This window comes from Butyrivibrio sp. TB, assembly GCF_900110805.1.
In the GTDB taxonomy this organism is placed as follows: domain Bacteria; phylum Bacillota; class Clostridia; order Lachnospirales; family Lachnospiraceae; genus Butyrivibrio; species Butyrivibrio fibrisolvens_C.
Genome location: NZ_FOER01000005.1, coordinates 74,018 through 88,048, shown reverse-complemented (window position 1 = coordinate 88,048; position 14,031 = coordinate 74,018). Strand labels below are relative to the sequence as shown.

The 14,031-nt window shown below is 39.5% G+C and carries 11 protein-coding genes; 10 read left to right on the top strand and 1 reads right to left on the bottom strand.

Features of this window, described 5'->3' with window-relative positions:
* Positions 1-151: 151 nt before the first annotated feature.
* The 6 genes from BMX21_RS04700 (at position 152) to BMX21_RS04675 (ending at position 5,099) form a co-directional block, all read left to right on the top strand.
* Positions 152-1,447 (top strand): helix-turn-helix domain-containing protein, encoded by a 1,296-nt coding sequence (locus BMX21_RS04700; protein ID WP_092041877.1) that lies wholly within the window; start codon positions 152-154, stop codon positions 1,445-1,447.
* Positions 1,448-1,838: 391 nt separating this feature from the next.
* Entirely contained in the window at positions 1,839-3,269 is a 1,431-nt protein-coding gene (locus BMX21_RS04695) for an AAA family ATPase (RefSeq protein WP_092041873.1), read from the top strand.
* A gap of 185 nt (positions 3,270-3,454) precedes the next feature.
* Positions 3,455-3,643 carry a hypothetical protein gene (locus tag BMX21_RS04690; RefSeq protein ID WP_092041871.1) on the top strand — a complete coding sequence of 63 codons (189 nt, stop codon included), beginning with the start codon at positions 3,455-3,457 and terminating at the stop codon, positions 3,641-3,643.
* 91 nt (positions 3,644-3,734) lie between these two features.
* Entirely contained in the window at positions 3,735-4,208 is a 474-nt protein-coding gene (locus BMX21_RS04685; protein WP_092041867.1) for a nucleotidyltransferase domain-containing protein, read from the top strand.
* Positions 4,201-4,533: a HepT-like ribonuclease domain-containing protein gene (locus BMX21_RS04680; protein WP_022753667.1), complete on the top strand. Its 333-nt coding sequence runs from the start codon at positions 4,201-4,203 to the stop codon at positions 4,531-4,533. Before BMX21_RS04685 ends, BMX21_RS04680 begins: the two co-directional genes overlap by 8 nt.
* Before the next feature lie 110 nt (positions 4,534-4,643).
* Positions 4,644-5,099, top strand: coding sequence for a low molecular weight protein-tyrosine-phosphatase (locus BMX21_RS04675; protein ID WP_092041863.1), 456 nt, complete (start codon positions 4,644-4,646; stop codon positions 5,097-5,099).
* Between the two features lie 62 nt (positions 5,100-5,161).
* On the opposite strand, the gene BMX21_RS04670 is transcribed toward BMX21_RS04675, so the two are convergent.
* Positions 5,162-7,159 carry a 2-isopropylmalate synthase gene (locus BMX21_RS04670; RefSeq protein WP_092041859.1) on the bottom strand — a complete coding sequence of 666 codons (1,998 nt, stop codon included), beginning with the start codon at positions 7,157-7,159 and terminating at the stop codon, positions 5,162-5,164.
* Positions 7,160-7,645: 486 nt separating this feature from the next.
* Here BMX21_RS04670 and BMX21_RS04665 point away from each other — a divergent pair, with 486 nt between their 5' ends.
* The 4 genes from BMX21_RS04665 to htpG all read left to right on the top strand — a co-directional run bounded on the left by BMX21_RS04665 (position 7,646) and on the right by htpG (position 13,927).
* Entirely contained in the window at positions 7,646-9,046 is a 1,401-nt protein-coding gene (locus BMX21_RS04665; RefSeq protein WP_027203722.1) for an NAD(P)/FAD-dependent oxidoreductase, read from the top strand.
* Positions 9,047-9,060: 14 nt separating this feature from the next.
* Positions 9,061-10,143 (top strand): peptidylprolyl isomerase, encoded by a 1,083-nt coding sequence (locus BMX21_RS04660; RefSeq protein WP_022757219.1) that lies wholly within the window; start codon positions 9,061-9,063, stop codon positions 10,141-10,143.
* 5 nt (positions 10,144-10,148) lie between these two features.
* Entirely contained in the window at positions 10,149-11,180 is a 1,032-nt protein-coding gene (locus tag BMX21_RS04655) for an acyltransferase family protein (RefSeq protein ID WP_092041855.1), read from the top strand.
* Between the two features lie 602 nt (positions 11,181-11,782).
* The gene (gene htpG, locus BMX21_RS04650; protein WP_092041850.1) at positions 11,783-13,927 is read left to right on the top strand and encodes a molecular chaperone HtpG; all 2,145 of its coding nucleotides are present in this window, start codon (positions 11,783-11,785) and stop codon (positions 13,925-13,927) included.
* The last annotated feature ends 104 nt before the right edge of the window (positions 13,928-14,031 follow it).

The window sequence follows — 14,031 nt, the reverse complement described above, 5'->3', positions numbered from 1 at the left end:
ATATGTTGCATAAATGCAACCGCGCTCGGCGCGAGCATGTTGCGAGCAACATGCTTTTTTATAAATAGCAAAAACGGAAATACTATTATGATGATAGAAGACTAAGATTGGTGTGTAGCTACGAAATATTACAGAAAGGAGGAAACTGCGCATGATCAGGGAGATGATCCAGAAAACATTGGATTATGTTGATGGCAACATAAAAGAAGACATTACTGCGGAAGAATTAGCTGAAGTTGCGGGATATTCTGTTTTTCACTTTTACAGATTGTTCCAATCAGCTGTTGGAATACCGGTTATGCAGTATGTTTTAAGGAGAAAGCTCTTGTATGTTATCTATGAGATAGGCTTGGAACGAAAGAAAAACGAAGTGGTTTACGAGTATGGTTTCGAAACATATTCGGGCTTCTATAGAGCTTTTATCCGCGAGATCGGATATACGCCGGCGCAGTACCTCCGGGAATATAAGGCAAAAAAGCCTTATAGGATTAATGTTTTTCAGGAGGAACACATCATGGTAAGTAACAAGTTAATATCTGAGGTGCTTTTAAATTGGGAACTTCAGGATGAGAAAGTATCTGATATCGTCTTTCCGGAGACTGGAGAGATCAGCGACTGCGCAAAGTATGTAGGAAGCAATATGGTGATTAAGTTTACGGCAAATCTTGGCTCGGTGAAGAAGGCAACCCAGATTTCCAAAGCGCTTAACAGTGTTGGACTTACTGCTCCGTCGGTTATTCCGACTATTGATGGTAAAGAATATGTTACAGTCGGAGAACTCTACTTTACGCTTACAAGGAAGGTTGAAGGCGAGAGAGTTATGGCGAGCGGGCTTTATCTTGACGATTATAAAGATAAAGCACGGTTTATCGGGGAAATCGTTGGACAATTGGATCTTGCGCTTGCCAAGATAGACACGATTGCGGATGAAGCGGACTTAGGAAAGAGTGTCAGGGAGTGGGCGGTCCCGGCCTTGAAGGGTAAAATCGATATGAATCCGGAAGCTATGGAGAAATATGCAGCGCAGTTTTGTGATCTCTATAGGGATTTGCCACGCCAGGTGATTCATAGGGATCCGAATCCGAGCAATATTATCCTGGCGAAGGACAAGTGGGGATTTATTGATTTTGAACTAAGCGAGGAAAACGCCCGGATATTTGATCCATGTTATGCGGCAACAGCCATACTGTCAGAGACTTTTGAAGAAGGAAATGAAGAAAAGTTACTTACCTGGGTAGAAGTCATGAAAGAGATCATGTACGGATATGACAGTGTTGTAAAATTGACAGAAGCGGAAAAGAAAGCTATTCCATATATGATATTGGCAAATCAGTTTGTGTCTACAGCTTTCTTTGCAGGAAAAGATAAATACGAGGAACTGTACAGGACTAACAAGGCAATGACTGAATGGATTGGCACAAATATGGACAAATTGAGTATATCTTAAGTAGAAGTTAAAGAAATACGCAGAGATATTGAGAAAAAACAGCTGATGAAGAAAATCATCGGCTGTTTTTTATGTGAATCATAGTGAAACTAACAATATTAGAAGAAGCTCTTAATACTCTTGAAATTCATGGTAAAGAGCGTGCAATCATAGCAAAGCAACTTCAAAAATTGATTGCAGGCATAAATAAAACAACTCCGTTCACTAACTCTGATGGTACACCATGGAATATAGATATTGAATGAAAGATTATGCCATATTTTGGCTTTAAGTGGCTCCGAACAAAGAAAAAATCAGTTGACAGCCAAATTAAAAACCAATATCATAAAATTAAAGTGGCTCCGAAATGAAAAAAATATAATTCGGAGCCAAATAAACGGAGGCGGATATTATGGTAGGAAGAGACCAGGAAATTAAGGATCTTAATAGACTATATGACAGAAATAAGGCAGAACTGGTAGCTATCTATGGTAGACGTCGCGTAGGAAAGACTTTTTTGGTTGATGAAGTTTTTGCAGGTAGAATAACATTTAGACATGCAGGCTTATCTCCAGAGGGCGAGGAAGCTAACGGCCTATTAAGAGCACAACTGGATCACTTCTATAATTCTTTGATAATTCAAGGAATGGAAGAGTGTGAAAAACCGAATAATTGGCTTGATGCCTTTCTTTTGTTGGAAAAATACCTTCAGAAAATAGATGATGGATCCAGACAATTGGTTTTCATAGATGAATTGCCATGGCTTGATACACCCAGATCAGATTTCCTCAGGGCATTCGAAGGCTTTTGGAATAATTGGGGTTGTCACAGAAAGAATCTCATGGTTGTAGTTTGCGGAAGTGCAAATTCTTGGATTCTCGATAACCTTATAAATAATCATGGTGGACTGTATAACAGGGTTACTTATCAGATCAAACTATCCCCGTTTTCTTTAAGAGAATGTGAGGAATTCTATAAAGAGAATTATGTTGCATTATCAAGCTATGATATAGTCCAAAGCTATATGATATTAGGTGGAATACCGTATTATATGGGATATTTTGACCCGGAATTAAGTTTGGCTCAAAATATAGATAAGCTTTTCTTTGAAAGAAATGCTGCACTTAAGGATGAATATAACCGTTTATTTGAATCGATATTTGTTAATCCTGAAGCAATGAAAAAAATACTGGAGGTGTTGTTCACACGAAACGCCGGTTACACCAGGAAGGAAATATCTGAAAGAACCGGTTTTTCAAATGGAGGTGGATTATCCAGATACTTAAAAGCTTTGGTGACCAGTGATTTTGTTGTAAAATATGTGCCATTTGGTTTGGGAAAGAGAGAGGAGCATTATAAACTTACTGACCCATTTTGCCTTTTTTATCTTCATTTTCGAGAAGCAATCGAAAGTGGTGACGATGAGTATTGGCAACATAATCTGGCATCTCAGTCAGTAGTTGTTTGGCGAGGATATTCGTTTGAAAATGTATGCTTCAACCATATTCCTCAAATAAAAAAAGCACTGGGAATATCAGGCGTTACAACCTCTGCGTCAGCTTGGTCGAAACGTGAAGATGATGAAGAAGGAGCACAGATAGACTTACTGCTTTTGAGAAATGACAATGTATTAAATATGTGTGAAGTAAAATTCTATGGCGATGATTTTGCTGTAACGGGCGATTATTATCGAAAACTGCTTAGAAGGCAGGAGATGTTAGTGAAAGAAGTTAATAAAAAGACTGTCGTTCGGAGCACCTTGATAACAACTTTTGGACTGAAGAAAAATGAATATAGCGGGATATTTACTAACATAATAACATTAGATGATTTATTTTTGTGATATGCAGATTATTTTCGAAGCTAACTGCGTAAATGCCTGTATATCGATTGAAAACTAAATAGAACCTTACATAGACCAGTACCCTTGGGGAAGTCCATCCCGTACTGGTCTATATTTTTCCCTGTTTTTTATTATCTATCAATTACGCCACAAGTTGTAGTGCAAATAAATTTTAAAGAACCGCGATGGAAGGACAAAATAAAGAATTTGAAGAAAAAATAGTATTAAATATTCTTGGGTTCAGTAATATATTAAAACAAATAAACAGTACTAAAGAGGACTTAATCAGATTTTGGAAATCTATTGGATTTACTCCAAATGGCAAAGATGAATATGACATTCCTCTTTTTATAAAGAAAGCAGGATTATACTAATTGCACTCGGATTTGACAATAAAGTGCAAATATTGCATAATTTATATATGCAAGTGCAAATATTGCACTCGTTCTGAATAAGAGGTGCAAAATGAGCGAGATTAAAGAACTGAGATTAGAAAAAAAACTTACACAACAGCAGGTTGCAGATTTGATTGGAATCTCGCTTAGATCATATAAATCATATGAAAACGATACGGATAAAGAGGGTACAATCAAATATGCCTACATTTTGGATAGACTTAAGGCATTGAATCCTATTGATGAAGAGCATGGTATTTTAGATATGGATTTTATCAAAGGCAAGTGTAAAGAAGTATTTGATGAATATCCTGTCCATTATTGCATTTTGTTTGGTTCTTATGCAAAGGGAAAAGCCAACGAGTCCAGTGATCTTGATTTTCTTATATCAACTGATATTAAGGGACTGAAATTTTATGGCCTTGTCGAGAAATTAAGAACGACATTGCATAAAAGAGTAGATGTCCTTAATTTGGATCAGCTTAAAGATAATCTGGAACTTACAAATGAAATATTAAGGGATGGTATTAGAATTTATGGATAATATTAAAAATGATCATTATTATCTTGAAAAGATAAAGAAAGATATCGCATTTATTGTAATTCACATGAAGGATGTAGATTTACAGGGGCTAAATGAAAGCGAAATCCTTCTTGATTCAATGCTCTTTAGAATGATTCAGATTTCTGAAAATGCTAAGAAGCTATCACTGGAGTATAAGGCTGAAAATAGTAAAATTCCGTGGGATGCAATGTCGGGGCTTAGAAATCGGATAGTACATGATTATGGAAATGTGGATCTTGAGATTGTGTATGAAACGCTCAAATACGATATTCCGGAGCTTATGGAGCAATTAAAAGACAACTAGATATAACGTTGTTTATAGGAAGGCTGTCACCGTGATATATGAACACTATTTATATCCCGTAACGGTGCGCATTACAGGGAATAACTCAGAATTACAAGGAGCCAAAATCTATGATAAAAATTTTATTCGTCTGCCACGGCAACATCTGTAGATCTCCAATGGGAGAATATTTACTAAGAGATATAGCAGCCAGAAAGGGCTGGACAGAAGCTGATCTTCTTATAGAGTCAGCTGCCACAAGCACAGAGGAGATAGGCAATCATGTCTATCCGCCTGTTAAAAAGCTATTAGAAGAGCATGGCATTAATTGCAGCAAGAAGAGAGCCAGAAGACTCAAACATGATGAATACTGGGATTGGGACTATATTATTGCATTTGATAATGAGAATGTAAGAGAGATAGCCAGAATATGCGGCCCTGATATAGGACATAAGGTTCACCTTTTAAAGAGCTATACAGGCGATAGCGGTGAGATCGCAGATCCTTGGTATACCAGAGATTTCCAGACCTGCTATGATGAGACATATGCCGGCTGTGAGGAACTTCTAAAGATATTGGTTAGATAAATACTAGAATATAACGCTTATCATGCCTCATACAGCCAGTGGCAGTACGAGGCATGATTGATTTAGTTTCTTGCACTTGTACGATACTGTACAGGTGTCATTCCATACTTTTTCTTAAAGAGTCTGTTGAAGTGTTCCACGTTCTGGTAGCCGGATGCTTCTGCGACTCGTTCTACTTTCATATTTCCGTTCTTTAGCAGTGTAGAAGCTTTCTTAAGTCTTACCTGCTTTAAGTTCTCACCAAATGTCTTGCCGCTCTTTTCCTTGATGTATTTGGAAAGATATGGCTTTGAGAGATAGAACTTGTGGGAGAGATCGTCAAGTGTAACTGTAAGGAAGTTCTCCTGTATATAGTTGATGATGGCGTTGATACGCTCGTCCTTGTTACTAAGGAGCTCTTTGATCTGCTCGAGCTGGTTTACAGCTACGCACAAAGCGTTGATGGAAGAGCGGATGATATCTTCATCATTGCCTACGCCCCAGTAGGTCTGGTTGTCCTTGGTTATGCCAACATAAGCGATAGCCTTGGAAGAGGATCCCTTTGAAAGAGCGTGCTCTTCGTAGGTGGAAAGTTCATAAGTAATATCAAAATACTGCTTAAGACCGTTACTTACAGCGTCAAGACGACCATTACCGGAAGCTTCGATAACGTGCTCTTTGCCTCCGTGGAGGATGGTGAGCTCTGCAAGGATGCCTTCGCCCTGCTTGAAGTGGCATTCCAGGATCTGGAATACGCCTGCGCCTCTGACATACTTAGCTTCGAATTCATCTCTGATACGCTCAGGTGTGAGCTCTGCATGCTCTCTGTCTGAGATGCCCTTCATGGTGTAGCTGACATCAGGCTGCATCTCTTTAGGAATAGTAAGTCCGTATCTGGTCTTTAAGATGAAGCTTACGCCGCCTTTACCGGACTGGGAGTTGATCCTGATAACATCGCCTTCGTACTTTCTTCCAAGATCCTTTGGATCGATAGGAAGATAAGGCACAGTCCAGAATCCGTCGTCTTTGCCTTCCATGTGCCATGTGAAGCCCTTGGAGATAGCATCCTGATGTGATCCTGAGAATGCAGTGAATACAAGGGCTCCTGCATAGGGAGTACGTTCGTGGATATGCATTCCTGTAAGCCTTTCATAGGCTTCGCCGACTTCCTGAATGTTGGAGAAGTCAAGTTCAGGATCGATACCATGTGAGAACATATTTACAGCAAGAGTTACTATATCAACATTACCTGTACGCTCGCCGTTACCAAAGAGAGTTCCTTCGATACGGTCTGCGCCCGCAAGCATTCCAAGCTCGGCATCGCTTACGCCGCTTCCTCTGTCATTGTGAGGGTGAAGTGATAATGTTACGCTGTTACGGTATTTGAGGTTCTTGTGAATATACTCAACCTGAGTTGCAAATACATGAGGCATTGCGATCTCAACTGTAGTTGGGATATTGATGATGACCTTGTGATCAGGAGTCGGCTTCCATATATCAAGAACTGCATTACATACATCAACAGCGTAGTCAACTTCAGTCCCCGGGAAGGATTCAGGTGAATACTCAAAAGAAAAGTTGCCGTCGGTTTCTTTGGTGAGCTTATCAAGAAGCTTGGCACCTTCTACGGCGATCTTCATGATCTCATCTTTGTCCTTATGGAAAACCTGTTCGCGCTGGGCAACAGAAGTAGAGTTGTAGAGATGGATGATGGCTCTTGGTGCTCCCTTTACAGCTTCAAAAGTCTTCTTGATGATATGTTCTCTTGCTTGTGTGAGAACCTGAATAGTAACATCATCAGGGATCATATTCTTCTCGATAAGAGTTCTTGCGAATTCAAACTCAGTGTCCGATGCAGCCGGGAATCCGATCTCTATCTCTTTAAAACCAAGCTTTACGAGCATAGTAAAGAACTCAAGCTTCTCTTCAAGGCTCATAGGCTCGATGAGTGCCTGGTTGCCATCTCGCAGATCCACACTGCACCAGATTGGAGGATGATCTATATAGTCCTTTTTGACCCAATCGTAGGTGCATGTCGGTGGCATGAAATACTGTCTCTGGTACTTCTGATAATTCTTCATAATTGTACTGCTCCTCCATAATCCGGTTATATCTAAAAAACTTGAATTTACAATGTTTAAGGTCTTATTTCTTGATCTTATTTATACATACATCGGAACAACATATTATTTTTATAATATCTTAGTTGATAAAACTTATCTTAACACAATAATTTAATTATAATAGTGATAAATTTAATCACTTTGGTTGATAAAAATTAATGTATTTCTTTTCTTTGTATAATTTACTCAACCTTCCCGCTTTGATGATGCTGCACCGTCCAATTGGGAAGGTTGAATAAAAATAAGTGAAAACTCCTTTGACATGAGCAGGCAGTTACTGTACTATATTTGCTTGGCCCTTAAGCTATAAACGTCCCCATAGAGACTGATTTGTGGTATTATAGAAGTGCTTATTAACGGCATTTGGGCAATGTTTTAGATATGCTGATATGGGCTTAATGGGGGAAGCCTTAATATCATTATTTGGCAGAGGAGATTTTTATTATGGACAAAAATTATGACGTTATCATTGTCGGAGCAGGCCCGGGAGGCATTTTCTGTGCCTATGAGCTTAAAGAGAAAAAGCCTGACATGAAGATTCTATTAATAGAGAAAGGACGCAGCATTGAAAAGCGCCAGTGTCCTAAGCGTGTTACAGGAGTATGCGCTCATTGCCAGCCTTGCTCTATCACAACAGGTTTTGCAGGAGCAGGAGCATTCTCGGATGGTAAGCTCTCACTTTCACCTGACGTTGGCGGTAACCTTCCTGAGATTCTGGGCTATGATGAAGCTACCAAGCTTATCAATGAGTCTGACGAGATATATCTTAAATTTGGTGCAGACAAGAGCGTATATGGCGTAGACAAGGCCAAAGAGATCCGCGAGATCAGAAGAAAAGCTATTAATGCTAACCTTAAGCTTGTTGAGTGTCCTATTCGTCACCTTGGTACAGAAGAGGGCTACAAGATCTATGGCCTTTTACAAAAGCATCTTGAAGAAGCAGGAGTTGATCTTCTCTTCAATAGCCCGGTAGCTTCTCTTGGTATTGAAAATGGCAGAGTTACAAGCGTTACTACAGAAAAGGGTGAGACCTTTAATTCAGACAGAGTAGTTATAGCAGTTGGACGTGACGGCGCTGACTGGTTCAAGGATCTATGTCATGAAGTTGGAATTGAGACAAAGCCGGGAACAGTAGATGTAGGTGTACGAGTTGAGGTTCGTGATGAAGTAATGCAGTTTCTTAATGAGAACCTTTACGAAGCTAAGCTTATATATCACACTCCTACATTTGATGATAAGGTTCGTACATTCTGTACCAATCCTTCAGGAGAGGTTGCTACAGAATACTATGATGACAATCTTGCTGTAGTTAACGGACATGCATATAAGGCCAAGGAGTACAAGACCAATAATACTAACTTTGCGCTTCTTGTATCCAAGAACTTTACAAAGCCTTTCAATACACCTATTGAATATGGTAAGCAGATCGCACAGCTTTCTAATATGCTCTGTGGTGGCAAAATACTTGTTCAGACTTATGGAGATTTTAAGCGTGGAAGACGTACAACAGACGAGCGTCTGTGCAGGAACAACCTTATTCCTACACTCAAGGATGCGGTTCCCGGCGATCTGTCACTGGTATTCCCTCACAGGATCATGGTAGACCTCGATGAGATGATCCAGGCACTTGATAAGGTAACTCCCGGAATTGCATCCGAAGAGACTCTTATGTACGGCGTTGAAGTTAAGTTCTATTCCAACAAGGTAATCGTTGACAAGAATTTCGAGACCAGCATCAAAGGACTTCATGCAATTGGTGACGGAGCAGGTGTTACAAGAGGACTTCAGCAGGCCAGTGCCAACGGTATAAGCGTTGCTAGAAGTATCCTTGCAGCAAAAGAATAATGAGAATTTAACATATGAATTCGTGGCAGAATATTTTATCTAATACTAAAAGAATAAAAATATATGCGATAACTATACTGGCATGCCTTGTTCTTTCAGGGTGTGCCAACCCTTTTGAGGGTGGCAAAGACAGTATCAGCGTAGTCCTTACTACAGGCTTTTCAAAAGATGAGGTATTCCGTATAGAGGATATATCCTGCAGCCTTGCAGAAGTGGAAGTATACCTTGTGAATATGCAGAATTCCTACCAGAGTACTCTGGGGGATGGTATATGGGAGACTGACTCTTCACTTTCTGAGAACCTCAAGTCTTCATGCCTTGCCCGACTTGCTCAGATCAAGACCATGGTACTTCTGGCTCAGCACAACGGGATCATGCTTGATGAGTCTGAGCAGAAAGCTGCGCTAAATGCTGCAAATGAATACTATGAATCTTTGTCAGAAGCTGATATCAAGGCAATGGACAATGTTACAAAAGATACTATACAAAATCTTTATGAAGAACAGGCCCTTGCAGGTAAGTTATATAAATATACGATAAGAGATATAAATCCTGAAGTAAGCGATGACGAGGCCAGAACGCTGACTGTCCAGCAGATCCTATTAAAGACTTATACAGTAGATGATAGCGGCAATCGCACCGCGATGTCTGATAGCGAGAAAAAAACTGTCTATGCAAAGATGGAAGAAATCGTCAAAGCACTTGATGAAGGTGCATCCTTCGAAAGCATGGTAGAAACCTATAATGAAGCTGATGAAGGAACCGTTTCTTTTGGTAAAGGCGAAGTTGATGAAAGTCTTGAGACGGCAGCTTTTAATCTGTCAACCGATCAGATTTCAGATATAATAGAAACAGAAGATGGTTATATGCTTATAAAGTGTGTTACTACCTTCGATAAGGAAGAGACAGAGCTTAATAAGATCCGAATAGCAGAAGAGCGAAGAAGTGAAGCCTTTGCTACAGAATATGATGAATTTGCCAAGGGACTTACCAAAGAGATCAACTCCTCCTTGTGGGATAGTATCACTTTATGCGATGATCCGGAAGTTACGACTAAGAACTTTTTTGATATATACAATAAGTATTTTGAGGATTAGGCGACATGGACAAAAGAGAGAACTGGATAGACAGCATAAAAGTTCTGGCATGTACTCTTATCCTTGTGGGGCATCTGGTCCAAGGACTTCAGCGCACGGGGATACTTGTGCGTAATGGAAAGTTTGCCTTTTTTCTCTGGTTTATATACCTGTTTCATGTACAGCTGTTTTTCCTGTGCAGTGGTTATCTGCATGAGAAAAAAGACAAGGCAGGGAGCCTTAGAGACTGGCTGCACTACATAGGATATAAGTTTGTGGCGCTTGGTATCCCATACTTTTCTTTTTCACTTATTACCTGGCTTTTAAAAAGCCGATTCATAGATCTTGTTAATATAAGAACAGGACATCTGATAGCTTTTTTGTTTACATCGCCTGCTTTGGCTCAGTATTGGTATCTGTACACCCTGTTCTTTTTATTTCTCTTTATCCCAAATATCAAGAACAATAAGATACTTATACCTCTTGCTGTCGGATTCTTTGGCTTGTACCTGATATCAGGAAGACTTGTATTTAGTTTTGCTTTATATTCTATGGCACAGTACGGCTTTTGGTTCGTCCTTGGTATGCTGATGTGTAATCTTGGCTTTGGAGATCTGAAAAAATCTGCAAGCCTTATTTTTGCATCACTGGTTCTTATTATCATCTTTACAGGCACGTCCTGTGCATTATATTCATATGGATACAGAGCAACATTCACAATCTTTACGATCATCCTTGGAACGCTTGCCTGCCTGGGACTTTCAATGCTTTTTAGATATATAGAGGCATGCGGCTTTTATAGCAGATTTGTAACCTTGATCGCAAAGTATTCCTTCCCAATATATTTATTACATACGATATATGCAGCCAGCGTCAGGACACTGCTTATATTTACAGGTGTCAAGTCAGTATGGATACACCTGCTCCTTGGATTTACAGCAGGAACTGCAGGCTCTATACTTACCGCTTTCATATTTGAAAAGATGGTATACCCCGAGTTTATATTCTATCCCTGGAAAGTCATAAAAAGAGTGATCAAAAATAGTAGAAATAACTGACCCGAAAATTACCGCTTAGGCGGCGTAGTATCACCAGGAAATTTACAGAAAGGGGCAGTTTATAAAAGTTTAAGAACTCCCTAAACCCGCATAAATACAGCAATAAGAGCTTTTTGTTAGCACTCGCACTATCTGAGTGCTAATTTTTTATTGACTTTTAGTCATCCGAGAATTAATATTACAAAGTAAACTAAATAAAAGTGCAAAGTGTTCCACATCTTGACGGAACGCTGCTAATAATAACTCAAACTTCACCCCTTACGGCTTGTTATTCTCAAAGGTTTGACGGGAGCACGTGAACTTCGGGCGGACAGAATATAAATTAGTGACACGCTTTTTAATCATTATATAAAATTCATGAGTGTGATATATGGATTTTTTATTCTGCCTGTGGTCCACATGTCTGAGCGAAGCGAGTTTGGACCACAGAATAAAAAATCCAGATATCATGCCATGAATTTATAGAATGATTAACAGCGTGGCGATAATTTATATTCTGTCCGCCCGAAGTTCACGTGCTCCCGTCAAGCCTTTGAGTGTATTCCATCGTCAAAGTGAGAAGTTTGAGCCTATCAATTTTTTTGTTTCAGGAGGCACCAGGAATGGCACAGAGAAAGGGTAATTTAAGTATTAATTCGGAGAATATGTTCCCGATCATCAAGAAATGGCTGTATTCAGACCATGATATCTTCTATCGTGAAGTAATCTCCAATGCTTGTGACGCTATCACAAAGGTCAGAAAGATGGATGCTATGGGAGATTATGAACTCCCTGAAGGCTTCAAACCCAGAGTAGATGTTGTTCTTAATGACAAGGATAAGACAGTTACAATTACCGATAACGGAATCGGTATGACAGCTGATGAAGTCGAAGAGTATATCAACCAGGTTGCATTCTCAGGAGCTACAGCATTCCTTGAGAAGTACAAGGACAAGGCTTCTGATGATCAGATCATCGGTCACTTCGGACTTGGTTTTTATTCTACATTTATGGTATCTGAGAGAGTAGATATCGATACTCTTTCCTATAAAGAAGGAAGCACAGCAGTTCACTGGACATGTGACGGATCATCTGAATTCGAGATGACAGACAGTGATAAGACTAGTGTAGGAACTACTATTACACTTCACCTTTCTGAGGACTGCCTTGAGTTCTGTAATGAATATAAGGCAAGAGAAGTTATTCAGAAGTATTGTTCATTCATGCCTTACGAAATCTACCTTTCCAAGGCAGAAGAAGATAGAACAGAGATTGTTAAGGAATCTGAGAAGCTTGACAGTGACGTAGTAATTGAAGAAGTCAAGGAAGAGGCTAAGCCTTCTGATGACAAGAAGGAAGAAAACAAGAAGGAAGAAAACAAGAAGCCTGAAGAAAAGAAGTTCAAGATCCGTCGTCGTCCACAGCTTCTTAATGATATACATCCTCTATGGACCAAGACTCCTAATGACTGTACTAAGGATGAGTATCTTGAATTCTACAGAAAGACATTCAACGATTACAAGGAGCCTCTGTTCTGGATCCACCTGAATATGGATTATCCATTTAACTTAAAGGGTATTCTTTACTTCCCTAAGATCAACATGGAGTTCGAGTCCATTGAAGGTGTTATCAAGCTTTATAACAACCAGGTATTCATCGCTGATAATATCAAGGAAGTAATCCCGGATTATCTGATGCTTCTTAAGGGTGTTATTGATTGTCCTGATCTTCCTCTTAACGTATCAAGATCAGCACTTCAGAATGATGGATTTGTTAAGAAGATCTCTGATTATATCAGTAAGAAGGTTGCTGATAAGCTTTCAGGCCTTTGCAAGACTGATAAAGAGAACTATGACAAGTATTGGGATGATATAGCTCCTTTTATCAAATATGGCTATCTCAAGGATGAGAAGTTTGCAGAGAAGATCAATGATTATATCCTCTTCAAGGATCTTGATGGCAAGTATTCTACACTTCCTGAAGCACTTCAGATCAATAAGGAAGCAGAAGAAGAGGCTGCCAAAGAGGGCGCTGTAGATGAAAATGGCAACAAGGTTGATGTTGACGTAGTTGATGAAACTGCTGAAAACAAGGCAGATGATGCTTCCAAGGATAAGGAAGAAGAGAAAAAAGAGGAAAAAGAGCCTCGCACCATCTATTACGTAACAGATGAACAGCAGCAGAGCCAGTACATCAATATGTTCAAGGCTCACAAGATGACTGCTTTCATTCTTAATTCCAACATTGATACACCTTTCATGCAGTCAATAGAGCAGAAGAATCAGAACATCAAGTTCCAGAGAATCGATGCTGATCTTACTGATACATTTACAGCTAAGACATCCAAGAAGGCAGAGAAGGAACTTGAAGAGGCTGCTACTAAGCTTCAGGACAAGATGCGTAAGGCTGTTGATAACAACACTCTTACAGTCAAGATCCAGAAGATCAAGGACAAGAAGGTATCAGCGATCCTTACAGTATCTGAAGAGAGTCGTCGTATGCAGGATATGATGAAGATGTACGCTCTTAACGGAATGGGTTCTATGCCTGATATGTCCAAGGAAGGTCAGACACTTGTTCTTAATGCTAATCATGCACTTGTTAAGTATGTAATGGAGCATGAAGATGATAAGAACAATAAGATGATCTGCGAACAGCTCTATGACCTTGCCAGAATCCAGAATGCTCCACTTAGTGGTGATGACATGACAAAGTTCATAAACCGTTCCAACGACATTATGGTACTTCTTACTGAAGAAAAAAATTAATACTAAAAGTATAAAATGATTAAATCCCCGAAAATACGTAGAAATATGTATTTCGGGGATTTTTGTGGTATCATAATTATATTAAATGCTTAGGCGGGGGACGT